The organism is Colwellia sp. MB3u-4 (assembly GCF_014077065.1).
In the GTDB taxonomy this organism is placed as follows: domain Bacteria; phylum Pseudomonadota; class Gammaproteobacteria; order Enterobacterales; family Alteromonadaceae; genus Cognaticolwellia.
Genome location: NZ_JACGVE010000079.1, coordinates 237,033 through 263,518, shown reverse-complemented (window position 1 = coordinate 263,518; position 26,486 = coordinate 237,033). Strand labels below are relative to the sequence as shown.

At 37.9% G+C, this 26,486-nt stretch carries 18 protein-coding genes, 1 other RNA gene and 1 pseudogene; 6 read left to right on the top strand and 14 right to left on the bottom strand.

Annotated elements, in window-relative coordinates:
* Window positions 1-43: 43 nt before the first annotated feature.
* The 6 genes from H4J61_RS10665 to H4J61_RS10640 are packed head-to-tail and all read right to left on the bottom strand — an operon-like array spanning window position 44 to window position 4,987.
* Window positions 44-1,303 (bottom strand): lipopolysaccharide assembly protein LapB, encoded by a 1,260-nt coding sequence (locus tag H4J61_RS10665; protein WP_182185022.1) that lies wholly within the window; start codon window positions 1,301-1,303, stop codon window positions 44-46.
* 2 nt (window positions 1,304-1,305) lie between these two features.
* Entirely contained in the window at window positions 1,306-1,923 is a 618-nt protein-coding gene (locus tag H4J61_RS10660; protein WP_182185021.1) for an energy transducer TonB, read from the bottom strand.
* A gap of 3 nt (window positions 1,924-1,926) precedes the next feature.
* Window positions 1,927-2,328: a biopolymer transporter ExbD gene (locus tag H4J61_RS10655; RefSeq protein ID WP_081149207.1), complete on the bottom strand. Its 402-nt coding sequence runs from the start codon at window positions 2,326-2,328 to the stop codon at window positions 1,927-1,929.
* A gap of 12 nt (window positions 2,329-2,340) precedes the next feature.
* Window positions 2,341-2,865, bottom strand: coding sequence for a MotA/TolQ/ExbB proton channel family protein (locus H4J61_RS10650; RefSeq protein WP_182136962.1), 525 nt, complete (start codon window positions 2,863-2,865; stop codon window positions 2,341-2,343).
* Entirely contained in the window at window positions 2,865-4,208 is a 1,344-nt protein-coding gene (locus H4J61_RS10645) for a MotA/TolQ/ExbB proton channel family protein (RefSeq protein WP_182136963.1), read from the bottom strand. Before H4J61_RS10645 ends, H4J61_RS10650 begins: the two co-directional genes overlap by 1 nt.
* Window positions 4,208-4,987 carry a DUF3450 domain-containing protein gene (locus H4J61_RS10640; protein ID WP_182136964.1) on the bottom strand — a complete coding sequence of 260 codons (780 nt, stop codon included), beginning with the start codon at window positions 4,985-4,987 and terminating at the stop codon, window positions 4,208-4,210. The genes H4J61_RS10645 and H4J61_RS10640 overlap by 1 nt, the downstream gene beginning before the upstream one ends.
* 2,337 nt (window positions 4,988-7,324) lie before the next feature.
* Between H4J61_RS10640 and H4J61_RS10635 the strand changes: the two genes are divergently transcribed.
* Window positions 7,325-7,606, top strand: coding sequence for a hypothetical protein (locus tag H4J61_RS10635; RefSeq protein ID WP_182185020.1), 282 nt, complete (start codon window positions 7,325-7,327; stop codon window positions 7,604-7,606).
* A gap of 520 nt (window positions 7,607-8,126) precedes the next feature.
* Here the strand turns inward: H4J61_RS10635 and H4J61_RS10630 are convergent.
* A complete protein-coding gene (locus tag H4J61_RS10630) occupies window positions 8,127-11,024 on the bottom strand; it encodes a TonB-dependent receptor domain-containing protein (protein ID WP_182185019.1) in 2,898 nt (965 codons plus the stop codon).
* A gap of 454 nt (window positions 11,025-11,478) precedes the next feature.
* Here H4J61_RS10630 and H4J61_RS10625 point away from each other — a divergent pair.
* Window positions 11,479-12,329, top strand: a pseudogene (locus H4J61_RS10625) (IS1595 family transposase).
* Between the two features lie 227 nt (window positions 12,330-12,556).
* Here the strand turns inward: H4J61_RS10625 and H4J61_RS10620 are convergent.
* The gene (locus H4J61_RS10620) at window positions 12,557-15,358 is read right to left on the bottom strand and encodes a TonB-dependent receptor (protein ID WP_182185018.1); all 2,802 of its coding nucleotides are present in this window, start codon (window positions 15,356-15,358) and stop codon (window positions 12,557-12,559) included.
* Window positions 15,359-16,187: 829 nt separating this feature from the next.
* Here H4J61_RS10620 and H4J61_RS10615 point away from each other — a divergent pair.
* From H4J61_RS10615 to H4J61_RS10600, 4 genes are all read left to right on the top strand, one after another.
* Window positions 16,188-16,967, top strand: coding sequence for a TSUP family transporter (locus H4J61_RS10615; RefSeq protein ID WP_182185214.1), 780 nt, complete (start codon window positions 16,188-16,190; stop codon window positions 16,965-16,967).
* A gap of 12 nt (window positions 16,968-16,979) precedes the next feature.
* Window positions 16,980-17,582, top strand: a complete 603-nt coding sequence (priC, locus tag H4J61_RS10610; protein ID WP_182136969.1) for a primosomal replication protein PriC — start codon at window positions 16,980-16,982, stop codon at window positions 17,580-17,582.
* A 121-nt stretch (window positions 17,583-17,703) separates the two neighbouring features.
* Window positions 17,704-17,964 (top strand): late competence development ComFB family protein, encoded by a 261-nt coding sequence (locus H4J61_RS10605; RefSeq protein WP_182136970.1) that lies wholly within the window; start codon window positions 17,704-17,706, stop codon window positions 17,962-17,964.
* Between the two features lie 83 nt (window positions 17,965-18,047).
* Window positions 18,048-19,877: an SLC13 family permease gene (locus H4J61_RS10600; RefSeq protein ID WP_182136971.1), complete on the top strand. Its 1,830-nt coding sequence runs from the start codon at window positions 18,048-18,050 to the stop codon at window positions 19,875-19,877.
* A 587-nt stretch (window positions 19,878-20,464) separates the two neighbouring features.
* Here H4J61_RS10600 and H4J61_RS10595 read toward each other — a convergent pair.
* From H4J61_RS10595 to H4J61_RS10570, 6 genes are all read right to left on the bottom strand, one after another.
* Window positions 20,465-21,022, bottom strand: coding sequence for an NAD/FAD-utilizing enzyme (locus H4J61_RS10595; RefSeq protein ID WP_182136972.1), 558 nt, complete (start codon window positions 21,020-21,022; stop codon window positions 20,465-20,467).
* 1,013 nt (window positions 21,023-22,035) lie between these two features.
* An RNA gene (gene ffs / locus H4J61_RS10590) (signal recognition particle sRNA small type) lies at window positions 22,036-22,132 on the bottom strand.
* A gap of 705 nt (window positions 22,133-22,837) precedes the next feature.
* Window positions 22,838-23,698: a DUF3014 domain-containing protein gene (locus tag H4J61_RS10585; RefSeq protein WP_182185017.1), complete on the bottom strand. Its 861-nt coding sequence runs from the start codon at window positions 23,696-23,698 to the stop codon at window positions 22,838-22,840.
* Between the two features lie 91 nt (window positions 23,699-23,789).
* Window positions 23,790-24,428, bottom strand: coding sequence for a maleylacetoacetate isomerase (maiA, locus tag H4J61_RS10580; RefSeq protein WP_182185016.1), 639 nt, complete (start codon window positions 24,426-24,428; stop codon window positions 23,790-23,792).
* Between the two features lie 51 nt (window positions 24,429-24,479).
* Window positions 24,480-26,030, bottom strand: a complete 1,551-nt coding sequence (gene tyrR, locus H4J61_RS10575) for a transcriptional regulator TyrR (RefSeq protein WP_182136976.1) — start codon at window positions 26,028-26,030, stop codon at window positions 24,480-24,482.
* Between the two features lie 111 nt (window positions 26,031-26,141).
* Entirely contained in the window at window positions 26,142-26,477 is a 336-nt protein-coding gene (locus H4J61_RS10570) for a 4a-hydroxytetrahydrobiopterin dehydratase (protein ID WP_182137033.1), read from the bottom strand.
* Window positions 26,478-26,486 lie beyond the last annotated feature (9 nt).

The following is a 26,486-nucleotide window of genomic DNA, read 5'->3' as shown; positions in this document are numbered from 1 at the left end:
TGGCTGGTTTTTTAGTTTCATATCTATTAATTAAGTATAAAAATTAGATAGAAACGTTCTTACGTCGTGCTGTGTCTTTAATAAAGCTTTCCCAACCCTTAGCTGACTTACGGGTTTTAGGATCTTTCATTGCTAAACTAATCGCTTTATAAGCTTGTTTATATTGCTCTAAATAAAAGTGAGATTCTGCGATACTCATTTGCAGTCTACCTTCATTTTTAACACCAAGCTCAATTGCTTTAGTTAACGCTACGATCGCTGGCTTAAATTGCTCATCTTGCTTTAATAACATACCTTGTTTGCTGTAATGCTTAGCAAGGTTAGTCATTTTAGCTAGTTCGCCATAATAAGCAGCAGCTTTATCAATATTCTGAGCAGCGTGCCAAGCGTTAGCTAGTGAAGATAAATTTTTATCATCACGTGGTACTAAGCCAGAATCGATATGCTTTTCTAACAGTATTGCTGCTTTATATGGCACTACATTCTGCGAATATAAACTTGCTAGTGTTTTAATTTCAGATTCTTTAACAAGGAAACCTTGTTTATAAGCCAGATCAAGTGTTTGTAAACCTTTCTGGTAATCTTCAACTAGCAGATAGAACATACCTAACTGCGTCCACCAAGTTTTATCTTCTGGGAATATTTGGATAACAGTTTCAAGCGTTTTAACAGCCTCTTTATATTTTTTATTTTCATAAAATGAAGTGATCTTCAATATATAAGGATTTTTGTTTTGCTTGTCACCATAAGCTGCAATGGCATTATCTGCTGGCACAATCATTTCATCTAATTGTTTCAACGCATAATGAGCATTAGCTATTTTTGTCCAAGTATTACCGTCAGATTCACCCGTAAAATCCATCCAAGCTTGGTAATTAACTAGTGCTTCTTCATAAGCCTTGGTCTGCATCTGCAAATCAGCTAACAATTTAATCGCAGCACCATGATCACCCTCGTTAAGGAGATCAGGTTCAATCGCTGCTTTTAAATATTTAATTGAATTAGCTTCTTCATCACCCATAGTTGCATACATAACTGCTATAAAGCGCGCAACATAAGCTTTGTCGTAGTCTTTACTCGCATCAATATCTAAAAGAATAACTAAAGCACCTGGAATATCATCCGCTGAATAAGCTTCAAAGGCTTTTGCTACTTTTTTACCGACACTAGGACCAACAAGCTGTGTTTTACGCTTTGGTTTTTCAGACTTTTCAGCACCTGCCGCAGATACTTCTGCAGCTATTGGCAATTGAATTAGAACAACTGAAATAATTAACAGTAAAGATGAAAAAATCTTATTCATTACTAATTCCCTCCATCCATTTTAAAGTCAAGTCGTACGGTCAAACCTGGTTGTCTCATAGCTTTGCCATCAACAACTTTTGGTTTGTATTTCCATTTTCGCAAAGCACGTTTAGCTTCTCTGTCGAAAACACGTCTTGGCTCTGCTTCAATGACATCAACATCTTCAACACCACCAATTTCATTGATAGTAAATGAAAGCGTAACCCAACCTTCTTTACCATCACGAGCAGCTTGTATTGGGTATTTAGGCTCAATACGAACTATTGGTGTTGCATCTCCGTCACGACCGAAACCAGCACCAGGTGCAGAAATACCTGCATTTGCTCCGGCTAACTGTACACCAGGCATATTAAACGTTAATCCACCCGCGTCGTTATTAGCTTCAGGCTCTGGAGCTTGAGGCTTAGGTGGCGTTTTAGGCGGCGGCGGCGGCGGCGGCGGAACACGTTGACGGCGTTCAGCAGCTGACTTAGGTGGCGTCGTATTAACTTCTACAATGATATTCTCTAATCCTACTTCCTTGGTTCTATCACCGCTAGAAACAAGGAAGGCCATAAAAGAAAACAAAGCAAATGTTACTGCCGCGCCTAGTAGTATAGATACTAAAAAGCGAACCATAAACTACCCCTTAGCTGCAGCGATAGATATTCTGTCTATGCCCGCTTCTTTAATTGCATCCATTACTTTAACAACTACACCATGTTTAGCGTCTTTGTCAGCTTGAATGATTACAACATCAGTTGGTTGCTCAGCCAATAATTTTTCAATATTGGCCGCTACGCGTTCAACATCAACACGACGCTTATCTAACCAAATTTCACCATTATCTTTAATTGCCACAAAGATATTAGCTGACTTTTGTTTCGATTGATTTGCCGCTTTAGGTTTATTAACTTCAATACCAGCTTCTTTAACAAAAGAAGTAGTTACGATAAAGAAAATCAGCATAATGAATACGATGTCAAGCATCGGTGTCATATCTATAACTGCTTCTTCGTCCTCACGAATACGTTTACGTGCCATTCGAATATCTCTCTAGTGATGAGGTAAACTGTCAACCAGTTTAGCCTTTGCTAGTTTAACTTTAGCGTCTAACCTTGAACTGAAAAACACCCCTGATAATGCTGCAACCATACCCGCCATTGTCGGAATTGTTGCCATTGATATACCAGACGCCATCAGACGCGGATTACCAGTACCTTGTTGTGCCATTACTTCAAACACACCGATCATGCCGGTTACGGTACCAAGTAAACCAATTAGTGGACACATTGCCACCAAGGTTCTAATTGTGAGCATACGTTGCTCTAGTAGTTCTGTCGCTTCGGAGATCCAAGTATCTCTAATTCGATGTGCATACCAAGAAGTAGTATCTTCTCTTGCATCCCAACGTCCGACAATATCGTCTTTCATTTTAGGATAGATTTTAGATAGGAACCAATAACGCTCTATCATCATTATCCACATCAATAAGAGTGCGAAGGCAACAACGTACAGTACGTTACCGCCAGTCGCAATAAAACTCCTGACAGATTCCCAAAGCTCTATCAGGAATAACATTATTTAGACTCCTTCTCTGCAATAGCAGCGATCAAGCCAGCACTTTGCTCGTCTAGCTTTTGCAATACAGATTTACTTTTACCAGCAACAACACTGTGGATTAAGATTAATGGCAATGCACAAATCAAACCTAGGGCAGTTGTTACAAGTGCTAGAGAGATGTTACCCGCCATAATTTTCGGGTCACCTGTACCGTATAATGTAATCGTTTGGAACGTCATAATCATACCGATTACTGTACCTAATAGACCCATTAGTGGTGCAATTGCAGCGAACATTTTGATTAAGTTAATACCACGGTCAACTTTAGGTGTTTCGCGTAATATAGCTTCGTCAAGTTTAAGTTCAAGTGTTTCCGCATCAACAGCTTTGTTGTCAAAGTAAACTTTTAACAAGCGACCCAGTGGGTTATTGTCGTTTGGCTGTTCAAGATTCTTCTCTTGAGCGCGGATTTTAGAACTCATGCTGCCAAGAACAATCATACGCTCTAAAGCAATAAGAAGACCAAAGAATAGTAATACAGTGATGGCATAGCCTACTTCTTTACCTTCATGGTAGAATTCCATCAATGTTTTCTTACGCGTTTCAAGCGTTAAGATAGCACCACGAGATGGATCAACATAAAGAGGTGAGAAACCAGCAGTTTCACCAAAGAAAGAAATCGCAGTATCAGTGATATAACCAGCAGGTTGCTTAGCTAGTGGCTGTACTTGACCAACTTCATCATTATAGTTTAAGTAACCGTTTTCAGATACTAAGTTGAAAGTACCAACACGTGTTACTGATTCAGTAGACTTTGAACCATCTAAGTTAGTTACTTCTGTAGTAAACTTAGATACTTCACCTGACTGAGTCATTTCAGTTTGCAGAGCAAACCATAATTCTTCAAGCTGCTCAAGTTCAGGGATAGCTTTTGAATTAGCAATCTTGTCTAACGTGTTACCACGACCTGGGTATTCAGCTGAAACAATTGACGTTACAATTGAACCATAAGCATTAGCTGCAGCGGCACGACTTACACCGAACATTTCACCTAAAGTACCTTGGGCATTGTCTAACTCTACAGATTTTTGCGCTAAAGTAATTTCATTAGCGGCATACTCTTTTGTCAAACGTTTGTTTCGTGCTTGTTGATTTGCTAGTTCTGTTTTAGCTGTGTTCAATAAAGATTGCTTGTCAGAACGCGCAGAAATAAATTCCGCTTCACGTTTTTTATCAATTTTAGCTTCAGAAATACGGTCATTTTTAACTTGTTTTAATAAGTCATCTAACTGATTAGCTGATGCTGAAGCTGCTACTGTCATTGAAGCAGCAAATAATACGAAATTAATAACTTTTTTCATTATTCTGCTCCTGCTGCAAATACGGGTAGTTTAGCTAGATCAAGTGGTAATTGCTTACGAGCCATACGAACGGCATCAGTCACTGGTTTCAAGTATTCGTCACCTAAAGCATCCCAACCACGTTTTTCATTATTCCAAACCCAAGAGTTTTTCATGTCAAGAGATTGAGCAACAAATGAAATACGACCCATATGAACAAAATCAACAGTGATCATACGATCACCTAAGTCAAGCTCACCTTGATACACACCGAATATGGTGCCGTAACTGGCTTCAATTTCGTATGCTTCAAGCACTAAACGAAACTGTTCAGATACTGATACATCTGAATCACCCATTACATCACGTAAACCAGCAATACGCTCTTTACGTGCATCAATGTTCATAGGAACATCAAGGTCAACAAACTTCTCTAATGTGTCAATCATTTTGTACATCAATGGTACAACGCCTTGCTTGGTTTTATCTATACCAGCAATTTGTTTTTGTAATGATTTAATATTAGCTTCTTGATCATCAACCATAAGTTGAACATGATCGTTATAACCGTTTAACACGTCAGCTTCATCGACTGTATTACGGTACTCAGCTAGTAGCTCTTGAGTTTGTCCGTAAATGTTGTCTATTTTGCTTTGTGATTGACTTGAAGCTTTAAAAATTTGAGCTTCTGCTTTTTGTAGATCTGTTAATGCATCTGCAGCAGCGAAGTTGCTTGCTGAAAATGCTAGTGCGCCAATTATCGTCGTTGCGATAAGGCTTTTCTTGCTTAATTTGGACATAGTTCCCAACCATTGCTATTGAATTTTGATAACAAACTTTATTGTTAACGCAAATTTAATAATCTGCCATTTAAAGTTTTATTATTCTAAAATAAAACTACGACAATATTCCCAGACGACAGCCTAACTGTCAACTAAGTACAATAAAAAGACCATTTATTTCGCTTTTAAAGAGTGAAGTAAATTTTTTTGTAACGATAATTTAACAATATATTCATTTAATGCAGAAAATTATTAATTTAATCGATGTTACAGAAGGCCTCATTATTGTAAAAATATGTGCTGTTCATGTTTTACTAACTCTTTCGTAGTAAGTCAAACTTTATTATCTAAATGCAGTTTAATTTTGCCATTTTGGTTTTTAAATGAACAAATATATAACATTATAAATATGCAAGCTATATGGCGTTCATCAACGCCTGCCCTAAATTATGCGAGTTAGGTCAGCTTATAATTTAATCACAAGTAAGACTGAGCCAACCAAAAGACTAGCAAATGCCTTAGATAATAAGCTGTCATAAAGTGGTATTAATTTGGTATTCTTTTTTACTATAAAAGTATATGACAATCTCCTAAAAATGCACAAGTTAAGCGATACAAAACTAGCAGTTTAATTAAACAACTTTTACTTTCCAACTATTTGAATAAACTATTTGTAATCGCCTAAAATACCGAGGCACTAATTGTTTCAATCCCAATTACGAATTTTAGTGAGGTAGTCATTTTTAAGACGTAATTACGCACTATTACAATCAAAAACAAGCTTGCTTAACATCAAGAAATAGGTATTCAGGTAAGTTCGCTTAACCAAAATTCAAATTAGCTTGCTCGTAACAGTATCCAGTCGAGTTGTTGAAATTGTTTAATACACTGAGAAAAGTATTCTATTAACTGATTATTGTCTAAGGATTGATCCTTCAGTTCTTGTCTAACCTGATCAAAAAGAACTTGTAGTGTCTTTTACCATCAATATTTTTAAATATTAAATAGTTTAACTGTGACGCGGCTAGAACAAACTTAAATCCGCTGATATGTTTCATCAAAATAGATTTATTGGCGTTTGCCAACATAGCTTCTGCTAGTTGACTACCTAGATTTCATAAAGGTTCTCAGGAAAAAAGAATGGTACATTGGACAACGTGGAAAAACTTACCTTTGTATCAACACCTACTGAGGCATAGTACTCATGATTTTTAAAAGCGCCCACTAATAACTCAGCAATGCCGTGCTGCTCTTTTATCAGTCGCTGTTTAATCTCCTTAAGCAAGTTATTGTCGGTAATATATTGCTCTGGCCGGTAGGACGTTCTCAACTTAACATAATTGAGCTCTACAAACTGCAACCCCCAACTGTTTTAGCAACTGATAAACTTCTAAAATGCTATAAGCACAGTATTGTTCATGCAACAATAAATGTACTAAGCCGTTATCTTCACATTTAATATGATCAACGATAAGTTTTTCATTATGGGAAAACCAATTAGTTCCTGGGATATTTTCCAATATTCTTTTAGTATTTGTCACCCATTAGGAAAATATTCTTCATCCGCGTTAATCATTCTCATTAACTGCTGCATTTGATAAACGCCAGTGCGTCCATATTTCCCTTATACCATCAAACCCATTGCACCTGAGTCATTCAATAAATTTTTAAGTGAGTGTAGACCTAACAATTGCTCGTCTAAATGATGTAATACACCTGCTCAACCTATGTAGTAAAAATTACCTATATCCCAATAAATAAGAGTAATGAGCCATGCAACCAGTTTATATTGGTCAAATTTATGCCGTGTTATCTTTTAATTATTCCACTAAAAAAATATCGGAATCTCCTGTTCCCGCTGCCAGCGACTAACACTCTTAATTGATTAAAATCACAGCCGCCTTTAAAGCAATAGAAATGGATCAAATTAAGGCCTTCAATACCTACTTCAACTAATCGACGGATTTCGTCAAACGGATCTCTATGAGCGTAGGCGTAACTTTCATATAAATCTCTACCTTTTTTAAATATTGCCTATTACGCTATGCTACCTTATTATTTAAGGATCAAAATAATCTTTGTTAATCATCTGGATAGAAAATTTCATATTATTTTGGATTTATGTCATTTGTTACAAAATCATTATATACATATTTATAGTGAAAATTATAATTTAGGTTATCTTGCAAAGTACTAATAAAGATATTTAATGAAACACGTACAACTTACTAATAATGCCGTTTGCAGCATTTGCTAAGATATAGTTTGTAAAATCAGGCTGTTTGGTTATCAGTTTAATAATTTAGTAGGTTACAAAGCAGTCGTTACTCATAAAATATAACAATGGAGCTCAAAATGTTAAAAAAAACATTACTAATTAGCATTACCATATTACTTGCCGCTTGTAGTTCAAGCCAGTCAGGCTATGCTGATAAATCTAAAGAAAATGATGATAAATATACCAAGATGGCAAATGATAAAAATATGGTATGTGAGTATAGAGCTACGACAGGAAGCCATAGAAAAAAACGCAGTTGTATGTCGAAAGAATTGGCTGACGAAGTAAGAAGAAGAAACCAAGAAGCGCTTAGATCACAAGAAAGTAAAGCCCAAACTAGCGCTGGTTCAACAATTTAGCGATTGAATAAGTGCTAGATTATAATTTACATAGTAATGTGATTGCTAAATAAAGCTTAAGTAGCTTCTGCAGAAAGCTAATCCTTAACTATTGAGTAGTTAGGGATTTTTTATGCTTCAATGTGTCGATAGCATGGTTTGAAATAAGGTTGTTACAATTCGATGGAGAAGCACCTAAATAAGTAAAGAAAACCAACAAAGCTGAAATGCTATTCCATATACTTATACTCCCCGCGGATGTCAGCTTGACTCTTTTCGGTATCGCCCCTTATTCTTAATAAATTCAGTTTATAACATAGTTAGTTTATTTGTCTATTGGTTGATTGTTTATCGAAAATAAAAGAAAAACAGAAAGATAAATACCTTGGTTGTAGTATGTTCGGAGTGAACAGGACAGACTTATACCAATTGCATTAAATTACTGCTCAATTGCTGCTGTTTAAAATACCTAATAAAGAAAATAAAAAAGCCATTGAGTCGTTCTCAATGGCTTTTATGATTTTACTTAACTAAAACTAACTTAAAAAGCTAATCCTAAAGTTACATAAACGTGACGACCTGACGTGTTATAAGTACGCGGGTCTGTATTATCGTTGAAGCCAGTATCTGCATACGGAGGATCTTCATCAAATATGTTATTCAGACCAATAGTTGCCGTCATGTTATCCATGAAGTAACTAAAGCGTGCATCATTAATAATTTGAGCATCAATAGTACGGAAGTCACCGTCAAATGGTTCATCTACTTCACCAATGTAACGAACTGACCATGCTGCAGACCAATCATCGCTTGTGTAGCGAACGTCAGCATTTGTTTTCCATTCAGGGAAGTTACCATCACCACTATTGCGGTAAAAATAACCCGCATTCTCAATTACATCACCATTGGCTTGTGTAATATCATATGTATCATAATAAGTCGTGTCAACGTTGTAAGTTATTGTGCCACCTTCAAGATCTGTTGAGTAACGAACGTTAAAATCGTAACCTGATGATTCAACACCACCAACGTTAGTTGTGCGGTCATCAATGTCAATTGAGTTACCGTAAAGTGTGCTATCAGCACCGAAACGTATAATTTTATCACAATGCTCGCCAGTTGCTGCACAGCTATCTAGAATTAACTGCTCACCTAACGTACTAATTGCACTCGTAATTTCGATATTCCAGTAATCTAAAGTTAATGACAAACCTTCTACGAAATCAGGGCTATATACAATACCAGCTGTAAAGATATCAGCTTCTTCTGGTTGTAAATCTTGACTACCACCACGCGTTGAAGATAATTGGTCACCAATGGGTTCGAAACCGGCAGCAGGAACACCATCAGCAATACAGAATGCTGTTGGGTTTGTGTTACAAGGATCAACTACTTCTGGACTGTTGTCTGAAGAACCAGCAAACAGGTCAGATGTAGATGGAGCACGGAATGCTGTTGATGATGTACCACGTACCATTAGTCCATCAAATGGAACCCAACGAACACCAATTTTGTGGTTAGTTGTATCACCAAATGTATTGTAGTCAGAGTAACGAACCGCTAAATCAACTTCTAATACTTCAGCGCCAACAACACCACTTAATAGTGGAACATTAGTTTCCAGGAATACTTCATCTACTTCGTAGCTACCTACCGTTGATGTACGCGATGAGCCAGATGTAATACCTAAAGCAATTAGCGCGTCAGGAAAATCAGCACCTTTTTCTTCACGATGTTCAACACCTACTGCGAAACCTACAGTACCAGCGGGTAATTCAAACGCATCACCAAAGATACTTGCAGACATGATTTGCTGTTCGTTAGAACCCACATCATGTGCTTCAAACAACATATAATCCATCATTTCTTGGCTAATTTCACCATCTGTACCTGGAGTACCGAAGGTATTTAATGATACACAGCCTGCAATTGGAGCAGCTTCAGTGCCACAAACTACATTACCAAGGTCATCCATAAAAGATGGACCAACAGCTGCGCTAACTTTTTCAAAGTTTACACCGCCAGCACCTTGTGTTGCTGAATCGTTACGACCAAAAATGTAACTTGCTTCCCAGCCCCAACCATTGTCAAATTCACCGTCCATACCAATCATAGCACGTACCGTTTCAACGCGGAATTGTGAATCACGTCCACCTGTTTCAACCATACGACGACGCCAATCAGCAATATCTACTGTATCGCCATTTTTGTCTTTTGGACCAAATTGTTGATTGTAGTAGTTGTCTGCAGAGTAAGTTGCATCACCCCAGCCAAAAAATGCTAATGGTGCTAATGGCAACGGTGCTAGTTTTGTTTTAGAAGTACGACGGTTAAAGCTTAATTCAGTAAATACACGAACAGTATCAGTGATTTCATAAGAGCCTGAAGCATAAATACCGTAACGCTCTTGTGGCGTTAAGTGATAGTTAGCTGGTGCGAAGTTGTAAGTATCTTTATCCCAATCCCAACAATCATAACCCGTAGCATTTGCTGGGTTAGAAGGATCAGATTGACCTGGACCATTTGCTGCGCCGTGAGTAAATGAGTTACAAGTACCTGTAGGTAAGTCAAATTGTTGGTTACCATCTGTATCTAAATCAGGGTTGCCATCTTCATCTAAACGAAGTTGAGTAAAGTTATCTGGGTTAGCTGAGTTTACACCGTTGTAACGTCCCCATGGTGGAGCCGAAGAGCCCCCTGGAATAAGTTCGCCATCTGCATTCATACCATAATCGAATTTAGACCAATCACGATCGCCAGACCATTGTGCGCCCTGCTGAACATAGTATGCATTTACAACAGCATTACCTTTATCGCTTGAAAAACCTATGGTTAAATCCATATTTTTGGTTTCGCCATCCCACTCTTCAGTGCCGATATCATAACCTGCATTGAATTCGAAGCCTTCAAAGTCATCACGAGTGATAATGTTTACAACACCACCGATAGCATCAGATCCGTAGATAGCTGACGCGCCATCTTTTAAAACTTCAACACGTTTTACAATGGCAGTTGGGATAGTACTTAAATCAACGGAACTATTTGCACCAGTACCAGAGGCAACCATACGGCGGCCATTTAAAAGTACCAATGTACGAGGAGAACCTAAACCACGTAATGAAACACGAATGGCACCTGAACCACCGTTATTGATCGCGGTGTTAGTTGCGGCACCAGCTACAGATGGAATTTCTCGTAAGATATCACCCATATTAGTGATACCTGATGCAACAAGGTCTTGGCGAGTGATAACTTGGACAGGATTTGCACCTTCCATATCAGCACGCTTAATACGAGAACCTGTTACTTCAATACGCTCTACACTTTCAGCTGATTCATCTTCTGCTGAAAATGCAGGTGCTGAAATTGCAGCAGCTGCGCCTGCGCCAAACATCATGGCGACGCGTACTGCTTTAGCTATTTTGCTATTGTTATACATAAATACTCCCTGGACCACTTTCGTGATACTAGTGTTTAAATTCAAGACTATATTGCCTTGTTGAATTATTTTTGGTCAGATACCTGACCTAACGGTTAAGATATTAAACTTAATATTGTTAACAGGTCAACACAAACAGTTACATTTGAATTACTTTAATCAGAAGCAGCAGTCAAACTAAACAAAAAACACATTATAAACAATTAGATAAATAATATTATTTTAAATGAAAACTTACTAAAATAAACATCAACAGATCGCAGTAGCCTGGTTCGCTATAAAAATCATGCCAAATTCGACAGCATATTAAATTTTAATAATTTTGTTAAGAGAGCCAACATTTAAAAGAATAATATTTTGGAAGGTATAAAAGAATAAAAAAACATGTCTATGCAGATAACTTAGGATGGAACAATAGCGTATATATAAACACAATGTGTAGGTAGCCATTACCCTGAATATGCCAGAAGCCATATTTTTAGCTTGGCAGAAACAGTTTAATACCGAAGACGATTGCTTGAAATACTTACAACAAATAAAATAGCCAGATAGTTTTATTTGTCCTCGTTGTGGTAATGCCCATCACTATGCAATAACAAATCGCCATTTATACGAATGTACGCAATGTAAAAAGCAAACATCCGTCATGGCGGGAACACTTTTTCATGACAGTAAAATCACCTTGATTCAGTGGTTTTTTGTTATCTATTTTCTTGGCTCAGAAAAGGGAAGTAAATTAATAGAAATCAATTGGCGCAACGCTAGACTTATTGTAAAGAAACTTAGAACGGCTATAGGGTATAGAGCATAGTTTGTATCAATTAAGTGGCACAATAGAGCTAGATGCTGCGCTAGTTGGTGGCAAAAAAAAAGGCAAACGAGGTCGTGGCGCAGCAGGAAGAAATAATGTGTTATCGCCTGTGAAAGCAAAGATAAAAAAACAGGATTTATCGCTATGGCAGTAGTCGATAGTATTTGTCATTTTAGCGTAGAAAAATTTGTCAAAAAGCACTTAAACAAGTTCAAAAAATCCCTTCAGATGCATTGCCCGCACTGACTATTATTGACCAAACACAAGACTACGAAGCCTGTAATTTAGTTGATGAATGGCTACCGTGGGTACACATCGCCATGGGTAATTTAAAAATATTTTTGTTAGGTACATTACATGGAGTATCAAGGAAATACCTGCAAGAATACTTAGATGAGTTCTGTTATCGCTTCAATCGACGTTTTATCGAAAAACAGATACCAAATCGATTGTTAAATTTAGCAATAATTCATTCGACGATGAAATCGACCTGAGCCAATTGCATAGGCATGTTTATCTATTGGTTGGTTGTCGAAAATAAAAGAAAAACAGAAAGATAAATACCGAGGTTGTAGTGTGCTAAGAGTGCACTGAACAGACTTATACCAATTGCATTAAATTACTGTCCAATTGGTGCTGTTTAAACTACCTGATAAAGTAAATAAAAAAGCCATTGAGTCCGACTCAATGGCTTTTTAGCTTTACTTAATTTAAAATTATCTTAGAAAGATAATCCTAAAGTAACGTATACATGACGACCTTGAGTGTTATAAGTACGAGGGTCAGTATTATCGTTAAAACCAGTATCTGCATACGGTGGATCTTCATCAAATACGTTATTTAAACCAATAGATGCAGTCATGTTATCCATGAAGTAGCTAAAGCGAGCATCATTAATGATTTGCTTATCAATCGTACGGAATCCTTCACCAAACGTCTCTTTAACATCACCTATATAACGAACTGACCAAGCTGCAGACCAATCATCGCTTGTATATCGAACATCAGCATTAGTTTTCCACTTAGGAAAGTTACCATCACCACTATTACGGTAGAAGTAACCAGCATTTTCAATTACGGCGCCATTGGCTTGTGTAATATCATATGTATCATAGTAAGTCGTGTCTACGTTGAAAGTTATTGTACCGCCTTCAAGGTCTGTAGAGTAACGAACGTTAAAGTCGTAACCTGATGAGTCAACACCACCAACGTTTGTTGTACGGTCATCAATATCAATTGAGTTACCGTAAAGTGGGCTGTCAACGCCGAAACGAGTGATTTTGTCACAATATTCGCCACTTTTTGCACAACTTGTAAGAATTAACTGCTCACCTAACGTACTAATTGCACTAGTAATCTTGATGTCCCAGTAATCTAACGTTAGTGATAAATCTTCAGCAAAATCAGGACTGTACACAACACCAGCGGTAAAGATATCAGCTTCTTCAGGTTGAAGATCTTGATTACCACCACGCGTTGAAGATAATTGGTCACCAATTGGCACAAAACCAGCGGCAGGAACACCGTTAGCAATACAGAATGCTGTTGGGTTAGTAAAACATGGGTCTACGACTTCTGGACTGTTGTCTGAAGAACCAGCGAACAAATCAGATGTAGAAGGAGCTCGGAATGCTGTTGAAGATGTACCACGTACCATTAGACCATCGAATGGAACCCAACGAACACCAATTTTGTGGTTAGTAGTATCACCAAACGTATTGTAGTCAGAGTAACGAACCGCTAAATCAACTTCTAATATTTCAGCGCCAACAACACCATTTAATAGTGGAACATTGGTTTCAAGGAATACTTCATCTACTTCGTAGCTACCTTCTGTTGATGTACGCGATGAACCCGACGTGATACCTAAAGCGATAAGCGCGTCAGGATAATCTGCACCTTTTTCTTCACGATGTTCAATACCAGCGGCAAAACCAACAGTACCTGCTGGTAATTCAAATGCATCACCAAAAATACTTGCTGACATAATTTGCTGTTCATTAGAGCCAAGATCATGTGCTTCAAAAGTAATATAATCTAACATTTCTTGAGAAACTTCACTGTCTGTACCTGGAACACCAAAAACATTCAACGATACACAACCGGCAATTGGCGCATCTACCGTGCCACAAATTACACTTCCAGTATCATCTAAAAATGACGGGCCTACCGCTAATGCTACTTTCTCAAAGTTTACACCACCTTGTGCGGAGGTTGCAGAGTCATTTGAACCAAAGATGTAGCTAGCTTCCCAGCCCCAGCCATTATCAAATTCGCCATCAATGCCAAACATTGCACGTACAGTTTCAATACGGTAGGTAGAATCACGACCGCCAGTTTCAACCATACGTCGACGCCAATCAGCTATATCTTGACTTTCGCCTGCACCATTTTTTGGACCTACAGTCTGGTTGTAGTAGTTATCGGCAGTGTAAGGAGCAGAATAACCAAAGAATGCTAATGGAGCTAAAGGTAATGGTGCTAATTTAATATCTGATGTACGACGGTTAAAGCTTAACTCCGTAAATACGCGAACACTATCATTAAGTTCATATGAACCCGATGCAAAAACACCGTAGCGCTCTGCAGGTGTTAAATGATAATTTGCTGGTGCGAAATTGTATAAATCGGTACCACCAAAACAGTCATAACCGGCAGTACGGTGATCTGATGGATCAGATTGACCTGGTCCATTAGCTGCACCATGAGTGAAATCTGTACAGCCGTCAGCGTCTTCATCAAAACCACGGAAACGACCCCATGGTGTAGCTGAAGAGCCACCTGGTGTTAATGAACCATCATCTTCCATACCATAATCGAATTTAGACCAATCACGATCTCCAGACCATTGTGCGCCCTGCTGAACATAGTATGCGTTTACAACCGCATTACCTTTATCACCAGAAAAGCCAATAGTTAAATCGATATTCTTGGTTTCGCCATCTGACTCTTCAGTGCCGATATCGTAACCCGCATTGAATTCGAAGCCTTCAAAGTCATCACGCGTAATAATGTTTACAACACCACCAATCGCATCCGAACCATAGATAGCTGACGCGCCATCTTTTAAAACTTCAACACGCTTAACAATCGCAGTAGGAATAGTACTTAAATCAACTGAACTGTCTGCACCAGTACCTGAAGCTACCATACGGCGACCGTTTAGAAGAACTAGAGTACGTTCAGAGCCTAAACCACGTAATGATACGCGAATAGCACCTGAACCACCGTTATTGATCGCTGTGTTAGTTCCCGCACCAGCTACCGATGGAATTTCTTGCAAGATATCACCCATATTAGAAATACCTGATGCAACAAGGTCTTGGCGAGTGATAACTTGGACAGGATTTGCACCTTCCATATCAGCACGCTTAATGCGAGAACCTGTTACTTCAATGCGCTCTACGCTTTCAGCTGATTCATCTTCAGCTGCAAATGCAGGTGCTGAAATTGCTGCAGCTGCACCGGCACCAAAGATCATGGCGATGCGCACTGCTTTAGCGACTTTGCTATTGTTGTACATAAATACTCCCTGGACCACTTTCGTGATATTAGTGTTTAAATTCAAGGCTATTTTGCCTATTTTTGAATTGTTTTTGGTCTTTTGGTTACAGACCTAATTTGCTCTTTTGGGTCGTAAACCTGATATGTCAGCTAAGACATCGAACCCAATATTGTAATAATTAAGTTAACAGGTCAATACAATATTGTTGCAATTTAGTTGCCAGGTCAATACAAACGGTTACGTTTATTGACTTTAGATTAGGTCAACAACTAAACACAGCAAAATACCTGAACAATACTGACTAAAAACAATAAAATGTCATCCCGAGTGAAACTTACATAAATAAACACTAATACATCACAACAACCTAGTTCCATATGAAAATTAAACTATATAAAACAATGGATAAAGTTAAATGATAATATAAACTGAAGAACTGCATTTAAAAAATAAAATCTTTTGGACGATATAAAAGAATAACCAGTTAATTAAGATAAACTAATAATTACAATCACTTAATAAAAAAATAATTACTGTAAACAAAATGAAACGTTTTGCTATTTTTTTATTGGGATTTATTTTGTAACTGAGCTCAAGCAATGCTGAGGCACTATTGTATTACTAGTTATAACTAGGTGGAATATTCGTATTTAAGGTTATAACAGCGCCTAAATTATTAGTACCACATCTCATTAACCGCATATGCAAAATCTCTAAGTTAGGTTTAATTAGTACACATTATTGAAAACTAATTTCACACGTGAAAAATTGAAAAATAAAGGGCAATCAAATCAAGCTTTCACTGTGGTATAGTTAGCGCTAAATTTTATATGCAATAAACCCTATGATTATTGATCCCGTCCTAGACATGAGTTTATGGATAACCTTATGTAGTGTCGGCTTTGTTGCAGGGCTAATTGATGCCATAGCCGGCGGCGGCGGAATGCTAACGGTTCCAACATTACTAACCTCAGGCTTGCCACCACATGTTGCCTTGGGCACCAACAAACTTGCTGCGTCTTTTGGTTCATTCACCGCATCATTTGCCTTCTATCGTAAAAGACTTTTTAGCCCTAGATATTGGCGATTTGCTATTATTGCTACTGCCATTGGTGCTGTTTTAGGCACCATAATGGTTAATTTTTTATCCGTCGAATTTTTAGATAAGTACATCCCATTACTCATAGTGATGACCGCGATATATACCTTACTTTCAAGCTCAGTCACTAGTGACATACATGGTTTGCCGTTAAAAACCATGTCGATTAAATTCAAGCAAGTTGTACAAGGCTTAATACTAGGATTTTATGATGGTTTTGCAGGCCCAGGTACAGGGGCATTTTGGGTAAGCTCGTCTAATGCAATATATAAGATCGATATTCTTTTAAGTTCTGGCTTAGCCCGCTCTACCAATTTTGTCAGTAACTTTTTTAGCTTATTAACCTTTATCTATCTTGGCCATGTTAACTTTGTCTTAGGCATTTCTATGGGAATATTTATGATGCTAGGTGCGTGGGTAGGCGCTCATTGGGCGATTAAATTTGGTAGTAAGTTTATCCGCCCAGTATTTATTACTGTGGTCATTTTAATGTCTGTTAACTTGGGCTACCAAGCTTGGTTGAGCTAAGAAAGGTTACTTATGCAAAGTGCAATTAATAAAATTCACGCCATTCTTGATCAACTTAACGAGCAAGCTCTGCAAGTTGATCAACAAAATAAGCAGTCTAAATCGCATAAAATAATTCAAGAAAATGATATTTTTTCTGAAGCATTATTCCTCACCCATAGCGATCAGTTCCACCCTTATATTGTTGAAGTAAAAAATAAAACTAATGAATTGTCTCGATTACTATCAGCTAACAAGAATGCACTTGCACACAGCCGTTTACTGATATTAGAACAGCAAATATCGGCGTTGCGTAACGCATTGAATTCAAATAGTGCGCTACATAAAGAGCCAACTCAAAGGCTTGTTGCCATAAAAGCCCGTCGTTATAAAAAAGCGGCTCAAGCGGTAATGCAATCGAGTCACAACTTACATAAAAAGCTTAATGAAACCTTTGAGTTTGAACGCCGATTAGTAGAAATGATCCAAGTGCGTGAACGACAAGGCCACAACACATCAGCGACACAAGCAAAGCAATTTACCGAAGAAATTCTTGCGCTACACCAACGCCTTGGTCGGTGTCGTCAAGCCATATCTAAATTAGAGCGTGAAATAGCCCAAGCTGAAAAATTTTAACTAACAGCTTACTGCCATTAACTTTTTTGATAAAAATCAATCTAAAGGCATAAAAAGTTGGTGTTTTCATTACACTAGCATTACGCTTGAAAATATAGTTATTAAATTAAGTGACGCCGACATGAAAATTTCTGATGATATTCACAACTACTATGAAAAATTAGTGGATCAGCACTTTGCTACGTTAAAATTAGAAGAAAGCTATGATGCTGAGTTTATAGCCGATTTAGTTTGCGTGGTGTTAAACCAATTACCCACCCGCTATATCCGCCATGAAGTTGATATGGCCTTTTATTTACCCGCATCTGAGCGTTTTGAAATGGAAAGCGATGTCAAAGTAGCGGTAGCAAAAGCATTAGAATTTATGAAAGAACATACTTAGTTTGTTAATGAATAACTGATAAAATTCGACCAAGTCAGGGCGAGATCTAAAAACTAAACAATTAAATCAACTTGGTAAAGCCTTTGAATATTCCAGAGCTTCCTAATAATCATGCCTTAGCAGTTTTATTGATAACGGTATTGGCATTGTATTTATTTCGTCGAGAAGATACTCCCTTAGAAACCTCCTCACTTGCTGTTATAGCAATTTTAAGTGTGATGTTTGCTGTTTTTCCATTTTATAGCGATGGCAAACACTTTGAGCCAAGCTCCTTGTTCTTTGGTTTTGGTCATGAGGCTTTGGTTACTGTCTGTTCCTTGATGATTATTGGTCATGGCATTGTGCGCACCGGAGCCTTGGAGCCTATTGGCCGATACCTGGCCAAGTTGTGGAAAATAAGCCCCACACTATCTTTATTGATCACACTTATTTTAGCAGGCGGGTTAAGTGCCTTTATTAACAATACCCCTGTGGTAGTTTTATTACTGCCTATTTTGATCAGCGTGTCGTTACGCACTAAAACAGACTCATCACCCATGTTGTTACCTATGGGGTTAGCCACCTTAGTCGGCGGAATGGCAACAACGATAGGCACCTCAACAAACCTTCTGGTGGTTAGTATTGCAAAAAATATGGGCGCAGCTGAATTTGGGCTATTTGACTTTGCTAAACCGGCACTGATGGCTTCAGTCGTTGCTGTACTCTACTTATGGCTAATTGCGCCAAGACTTTTACCCCGTAGAGCACCATCAATGCCTGATACGTCGCCACGTATATTTAGTGCTTACCTCAATATAAACGAAAACAGTCTTGTTAACGAAAAAACCATCACCGAAATAATTGCCTTAACTGATGGCCAAATAAAAATTGAGAGTATCCAGCGAGGGCCCGAAAATAGAAATATTATCCCTTTACCTGATACTTTGCTTGTTGTTGGGGACCGATTAAAGGTTCATGACTACCCCGATCGTCTAAAAGAATATGAAACAGTATTAGGAGCCACTTTATTTTCTGGCTTGCATAAAGTTGACGACGAGCATCCATTAAAAGCTGAAAAACAAACCTTGGCTGAAATTGTCATCATCGCTGGCTCTGGTCTTGAAGGTCGCACCTTACAACAGGCCAATTTCATTCGTAAACATGCCATAACGGTAGTGGCATTGCACAGAGCAGGTAAAGCCATGGAAATTGGTGCTAATGGCATAGGAAACAGTCGCTTGCAGATTGGTGATGTATTACTTGTGCAAGGAGAAACCGAGCAAATAAGTTTATTAAAATCCAAACCCGGTCTGTTAATAATCGATGGGGCAGAATCGTTGCCACAAACAAAAAAAGCCCCATTGGCTTTAGGCACATTACTCGCCGTGGTTGTTTCGTCGGCACTGGGTATTTTACCCATTGAAATTAGTTCAGTATGTGGGGTCCTGATACTGTTGGTGACTAAATGCTTAGATTGGCAAGAAGCTGCATCTGCGCTTAGTACCCAAGTTATTTTAATTGTTGCCGCCTCTTTAGCTTTAGGCTCTGCAATGATGATAACCGGAGGCGCAGAATATATAGCCCAGGTTTTTGTCGCCTTATCTTTTGGTTTACCACCAGGCGGAATTTTAGCCGCGTTAATGTTGTTATTAGCCATATTAACTAATATTGTTTCTAACAATGCTGCAGCCGTTATTGGTACACCTATTGCTATTTCCGTGGCTAGCCAATTAAACCTTTCACCTGAGCCATTTATCTTAGCGGTATTATTCGGTGCTAACTTGAGCTATGCCACACCTATGGCTTATAAAACTAACTTATTGGTGATGAATGCCGGTGGCTATAAATTTTCTGACTTTATGCGTATTGGTATTCCGCTGATTCTACTGATGTGGGTAACACTCTCTCTGTTATTAAATTGGTTGTATTTATAATCTTGGTGAGGGTGAGGGTTAAGCATAAGTTTACGCCAAGTTGCCATTTGATTGATATTTTGCCTCACAAGGTAACTTTATCACCCTATTTACTTTTACCCAGAATACCCTTAATTGCGGCTAAAATTTCTTCTGGTTAGCTGAGGAAATATAAAAGCCATCTCCCTCTACACTATACGCGCAGTGAGTTTCAAAGAGATTAATAACGATTGTCATCACAACTATCGTTAAACTAAAGATAAATAATTGATAAGAGGTTTTAGTAACTAGCATGTTAGCTAAAAGTGATCAGCATTGATGTTATTCAGTGATGGGGCTCAGTGGTAATGTACAAACATTATCACTGGCTGTATTTAAAATATAAGTCAACCTTGCTATTTTATTCTTTACAAAACGTATAACGCAGATGTTGTTACCGGTATAGACTCATCGATAAACTAAGGGTTTGAGCTATTATTTTTCGCTAAAACGTAATCATGTAAATATTTTTTCTGTTTTTACTCATGTTTTCACTCATATAGTGCTGGCTTAACTTTTATAACTTTAACTACTGCTATCGTTACCTAGTGATATCATTATTCGCTAAATTAAGGCATAACTTTCATAAAACGTTTAAATTTATCTTGGGCTCTTACCACCCAATGAGGAGCTCCTTCCCCTATCCCTGCCACTTGAATATTTGGATGCATCTTCATCACTGAAGCTATTGCCATTTCTTGTTCAGGGTCGACATCAACAAACAAAATATACTTACCTTCATGCAACATTTCCTTAAACTGTACAAAATTGATATTGGGTGTTTGAATGCCGATAAGGCCACCCTCCCAAGTACAAAAACCAAGTATAATAATAGACAAGAAAATAAAGGGTATCCAACCCACAGTAGATTCTGTCCAGCCCATAGTATATGAAATCAAGAGAGTGATAATAGCGCCAATAACACCATAAATAGCACCAATTTTTGTTGAATGGACAACATCTTGTTTCAATACAGACTCTACTGCATGTAAATCATGGGTTTCTACCTCAGTATCATTTTCACTCAGCACATGAATTTGTGAATCAGTAAAACCTTGTGACTTGAGCTCTTTTTCAACTTCTTCAACTTCGTCAATGTCTGCTGTAACGTAAAAGTGTCTGATCATAATTGTTCCACCTAAAATAGGATGTATAAAGTTGCTATTTACAGCTAGCGTATAACTAATGATAAACAGGCTAAACCCCACAACTAAGCCTATTACGTGTTGAAGTATAGCAGCGATTTTTAAAAGACCTTCTGGCAGTGAACATAAAAATATTTAAGCTTTGTGTTGGCAATACATTTGTTAAGCTCTTTTTTTGGAACATAGGTTTTTAACGCTAGGGTGTTAATCTGCTTGTCGTAAATTTTTTATACTAATTTAATTAAGTGATCAGCTTTTTTATGAGGGAGAATGGATAAATATAAAGCATTAAATTTAGTCAGTAGTTATTCACCTTAGTAATTTTATAACGACGATGTTGTTCATTTTAACCATTAAAAATGAGCAGATAATTAATCAACTTGGTATTACTTCCATTCAACTGCCGTCACTATCCCCTAATTACTATTGGGCTTGTGCTTGTTTTAGGGCTTGGTCTAGGTCTAGGTCTAGACCATTTTGCAGTATTCATTTTTCAGTCAGCAAATTTAGTTAGTTACCATTACTGAGGACTTATCTGATGGAGTAGTCTGATGGAGTAGTCTGAAAGGCTCGCCTATTGGTATCAAAACTTTAAGGCATTTTGACAAGGAATAAGGTTTCCATTAGCGTCCACTTTGCTATTTGGGCAATTCTGAATCAAGAGTTCTACTTCGGCGCAAGGTAATTTTGTTGCAATCTGGCCTGTCATCACAGATAAATTTTGGATTGATTTTGATGAGTAATACAGTGCTTAACGAGATGATAGTATGTTGTGTTGGTGCGGATAGAGAAAAATATATAATCACTGATAACTAATTGAAGCTGCTTTTTCTAAGCTATGCTTAATAATATACAAACAGGGTTATTTCGATAAAAGAATACTATTACAAGATTACAAGATTACAAATGAGGGATTATAGCTGACTTCGTTGCTTCACCAATTGTAGCCGTTACGCTTTTCTGGTGTAAGTCATTGATAAAAATAGTGGTGGCAACCCTAATAGCCACACTCCGGCACATGAGTCGTCTGCTGCGGTTGCTTCCTTCCGGACCTGGCCGAGTTCACAGAGTATCATTGCGGAGGGACCAAAAGGGTCACCATAGAGGCGTTAAAAAGAATATCTTCTAACACGGCGCGAATTATGGCTAATCAATGGCTTGGTTGCAAGCGCTAGTTACTAAATTCAGACTGCTTGCAGATTTTTTGCACAAACATCAGTAAAAACTTGCTTAAATTCGATTAACGCTTCATTTATATCCCCCCGTTATAAATACTGCAGGATAAAGTCGCACTTCCTTTTTAATCAAATCAAAACTTAAGAGTACCACCAGCACATTCGCTTGCTTGGCAATATGCAAAAATACAGTTCTCCACTCGGTATGTTTTACCGCGAGTTTCTTCTAGTACAAACGCTAAAATAAATTGCTTATTCTCTTTAAACTTTTCAAATATTTGGCTAAAAACACCATGGCTATGCTTATGCTTAAGTTACGTTCAACACGAAGGCTGTCAATAACCACTTTATTGGCCAGTGATAGATACTGCCCTTAGCAAGAAGTCACAGTTTAATATTTAATGAAAACATAACCGCGATGCCAACACCTCGCAAAATTTAAGGGCTGAGGGGCCACCGCAATAATAAACGTTTCATGTTGTGGCAACGCTGCAGTAATTTTCAAACTACAGCGCACCACTGCTTGACTGGCGAATCATCTTACAAGAGCATAATCGCGGGTTGTTATACGCGCAGGTAATCTTGGTTTGATTAACAGATTCATTTAATACTTAACCAGTACTTAACGCGATCTTGCTAGCTTTTCGTTAATTTCTAACAACACTGACTTGATCACAAGTAAGTTTTCTTTACCTAGTCTTAGCAATAGTTTTTCTGCGTCATCTAAAGACTCTAGAGATGAATCTTTATATTTATACATAACGCTAAGGCGCTCTAACTCAGGCTGGGTTTTAGGGATTTCCATATCTAAAACCTTGGTTATAGCATTGTGTAATACTTCGGTAAAATCTTGTTCAGGGTAACCTAACTCACCATAAGCTTGATCAATTAACGGCTTAAGTTCAACATACCATTGAACTAGCGTTTCGCTGTCCATTGAGCGTAAAAGATCAACGTAGTTGCTAAAACGACGAGTGCTACTTTCATCCCACTGCAATTTAATGCCGTTGTCTGTGGGTTCTTCTAGCGCAGTAAATTTTTCACTCGGTGTAATTAATGGTGTGTGCTCATAAGCTAAGGTACCTTGGCTGAAATTATCAGTAAATACCACAAACCGGCGAATTATATCTTCTGTAACGACCAGTTTCAGTAATTCTTTGCGCCAAGTTAACGTCGGCAATTTAGTACTAAACCAAGTGTCACTTTCGTCTAATGTTGGTAATAAAATTTCAGGCTCAAGCTCAATAATCTCTTCTTCAACCTGCTCTGTGGTAATTTCTGGTTCAATTAACTCAGGTGTAATTTCAGGCTCAAGCACGGGTGTTTGAACGGGTGCAACGGCAGTAGTAGCGACGGTATCACTACTGTTATCTTCATCTGCTGCAATCACGTAGAAATAGATAACCAAGGCGATAACAGTAGCAATAATTACTGCAATAATGGCCCAAGGCGTTTGTTTTTGTTCAGTATTTTTAGTTGACATAATAACCTTAAATTTATGTAATACCCATTGTATTAATGAATTGGTTTAAGTAATGGCATAGTAAATAATAAATTTTCAAAAACATTGCACGTTACTGTGCATCCGCCTGATTTTCAGGCAAAGCGGCAATAAAGGCCGCATGTTGATTACAATTTTCAGCCACCCGACAAATATTTGGAAATTCACTCATATCAAGATTAAATCGATAGGCGTTATATACTTGAGGCACTAAGCAAATATCGGCCATAGTAATGATATCGCCAAAACAATATTTTCCTGAGTTTACTTTTAACTGCTGCTCAACAGCCAAAAAACCTACATTCATCCAATGATGACTCCAAATAAGTTTATCACTTTCTGGTAGTGAAAAATGATTAACTAGGTATTGTTGTACGCGTAAATTATTAACCGGATGCATTTCACAGGCAACATCAAGTGCAAGCGCCTTTACTTTTGCTTTAGCCACAATATTTTCAGGATAAATAGCCACCGACGGATATTTATCATCTAGGTACTCAACAATGGCAATCGACTGATGCAAAATAACATCTTCATCAATCAAGGTGGGCACTAAATGTGTTGGGTTTAATTCAGTGTAAGCTTTTTTATGCTGCTCGCCACCATCTTTAACTAAATGCACGGGAACTGATTCAAATGTCAGCCCCTTTAAGTGCATAGCAATTCTTACTCTATACGCAGCGGATGAGCGCCAATAACCATATAATTTCATATCTAATACTCAAATAGCTTTTGCAGTAAAACCAATATTGGTCAGTTAACGTTAAATTTTAACCGTTTTTTTATTGATATCGTAGTCACGTAATTTGTTGGCAATGGCCGTGTGACTCAGTCCTAATTTTTTGGCTAATTGTCGCGTACTTGGATAAGCAGGATAAAGTTTACGCAGCAAATCGGCTTCAAAATTTTTCACTGCCGCATCCAAAGTACCTTCAAAATCTTGCTCAAGATAACCATGCTCGCGCGTATACGCAGGTAAATGCAAGTGCGAGGTTGTAATAATATTGCCGTCAATTAAGGATACAGCTCGAATCAGCACATTTTCTAGTTGTCTAACATTACCAGGCCAAGGGTAGTGTTCAATAAACTCAAGACATTCTTTATCGAAAGAAACATGAGTCTTGCCAACACGTTGACCAAATTTAGCGACAAAAAGTTCCGCTAAAGGCACAATATCTGAACGTCGCTCACGCAAAGATGGAATATTAAGCCCCAAAACATTTAAACGATAATATAAGTCTTCTCTAAACTCTCCAAGAGAAACCATATTAAGTAAGTCGCGATTGGTTGAACCGATAATACGGACATTAACTTTGATTTCTTTTTCGTCATCAATGCGTCTAAAAGTACCATCTTGAATGACCCGCAGCACTTTAGTTTGTAATTTGGCTGACATCTCGCCTACTTCATCGAAAAATATAGTGCCGCCGTCTGCTGATTCGAATATACCTTTTTTACTTTTTGCTTCTCCAGCAGCACCAGAGCCAAATAATTCCGTTTCCGCCGCATCGTCAGGTAATGCTGCACAACTTAAGGTCATAAAAGGCTTATCCTTGCGATCACTGGCCGCATGACAAGCGCGAGCTAATAACTCCTTACCTGATCCTGTTTCACCCACAATCAGCATAGAAGAGTCGAGCAAGGCCATACGCTTTGCTTCGCGTATCAATTTACGCATTGAACTGCTGTTAGACTGGATGCCGTTAAAATCATTTTCATTGGCTTTTTTAAAGGCGCTAATTTGTTGACCTAATCTCGCTTCTGATTTTAATATCAGTACTGCACCCGCCAGTACTTGCCTGCCGTCACCTTCAGCAATGTGAATAGGGATAATGTCGGCGACAAAGTCACCTTCTTGAAATTTAACACGGCGAGTTTGGGCCAGCACTTCTGCACTGCCAAACCAGCGGGTAAAATTAAAACCTTTTAGCCATTGTCCAATATACTCACCAATAATATGCTCAAGCGAGCTACACATTATTTGCGCAGCAATATTATTAACCACACGAATTTGGCCATTATTATCAATCGATATAAAAGGGTCTGGAAAGGTTTTAACTAAGGTTTCAAATTCATTTCGTTCACGCTCAGACGGCATATAAGGTGTTGTTTTAACATCAATAACGCCATCTATTAATCGTAATTGCGGCATGAAACCTTGCAGCTCTGAAAACTCTAAATCAGGGATATTAATAAAAATTTTCCCTGGTTGTTTTAACTCGATACCACGTAGGTCGATCCCACGTTCAACAAATATTGCTAATACACTTTGCGCAATACCAACTCGGTCCTTGCAACCAATTTCTAAACGCATTTAATAACCTCAAGCAAACAACAAAATCCAATATCACCATTGTAAACTATTTTTTACAACAAAAAAAAGCCCCCTTTAATAGGAGGCTTAGTATTATTGTGTGATATTAGGTTAAAGAAGCTGATCGGTTTTGGCCGCACAAATAAAGTCATTCTTATGCAGCCCTTTAATAGCATGAGTCCACCAAGTAACTTTTACTTTGCCCCACTCTAATAAAATGGCTGGATGATGAAATTCTTTTTCTGCTAATTCAGACACTTTATTTGCAAAAGCCCATGCTAGTTTATAGTTTTTAAATTTATAAACACGTTCTAGCATCATAATACCGTTATTCACTTCAGGTACCCAATCAGGTATTTGAGCCAATAAACTTGCTAATTCGTCATCGCTAACCTTTGGTGCATCTACTTGGCATGCTTCACATTGTTGATTTGATAATTCGCTGATCATAAAAAT

Excerpts from the sequence above, each read along its gene's own strand:
- H4J61_RS10665 (WP_182185022.1), bottom strand. The coding sequence starts at position 1,303 with ATGAATAAGATTTTTTCATCTTTACTGTTAATTATTTCAGTTGTTCTA.
- H4J61_RS10660 (WP_182185021.1), bottom strand. The coding sequence starts at position 1,923 with ATGGTTCGCTTTTTAGTATCTATACTACTAGGCGCGGCAGTAACATTT.
- H4J61_RS10655 (WP_081149207.1), bottom strand. The coding sequence starts at position 2,328 with ATGGCACGTAAACGTATTCGTGAGGACGAAGAAGCAGTTATAGATATG.
- H4J61_RS10650 (WP_182136962.1), bottom strand. The coding sequence starts at position 2,865 with ATGTTATTCCTGATAGAGCTTTGGGAATCTGTCAGGAGTTTTATTGCG.
- H4J61_RS10645 (WP_182136963.1), bottom strand. The coding sequence starts at position 4,208 with ATGAAAAAAGTTATTAATTTCGTATTATTTGCTGCTTCAATGACAGTA.
- H4J61_RS10640 (WP_182136964.1), bottom strand. The coding sequence starts at position 4,987 with ATGTCCAAATTAAGCAAGAAAAGCCTTATCGCAACGACGATAATTGGC.
- H4J61_RS10635 (WP_182185020.1), top strand. The coding sequence starts at position 7,325 with ATGTTAAAAAAAACATTACTAATTAGCATTACCATATTACTTGCCGCT.
- H4J61_RS10630 (WP_182185019.1), bottom strand. The coding sequence starts at position 11,024 with ATGTATAACAATAGCAAAATAGCTAAAGCAGTACGCGTCGCCATGATG.
- H4J61_RS10620 (WP_182185018.1), bottom strand. The coding sequence starts at position 15,358 with ATGTACAACAATAGCAAAGTCGCTAAAGCAGTGCGCATCGCCATGATC.
- priC (WP_182136969.1), top strand. The coding sequence starts at position 16,980 with ATGCAAAGTGCAATTAATAAAATTCACGCCATTCTTGATCAACTTAAC.
- H4J61_RS10605 (WP_182136970.1), top strand. The coding sequence starts at position 17,704 with ATGAAAATTTCTGATGATATTCACAACTACTATGAAAAATTAGTGGAT.
- H4J61_RS10595 (WP_182136972.1), bottom strand. The coding sequence starts at position 21,022 with ATGATCAGACACTTTTACGTTACAGCAGACATTGACGAAGTTGAAGAA.
- H4J61_RS10585 (WP_182185017.1), bottom strand. The coding sequence starts at position 23,698 with ATGTCAACTAAAAATACTGAACAAAAACAAACGCCTTGGGCCATTATT.
- maiA (WP_182185016.1), bottom strand. The coding sequence starts at position 24,428 with ATGAAATTATATGGTTATTGGCGCTCATCCGCTGCGTATAGAGTAAGA.
- tyrR (WP_182136976.1), bottom strand. The coding sequence starts at position 26,030 with ATGCGTTTAGAAATTGGTTGCAAGGACCGAGTTGGTATTGCGCAAAGT.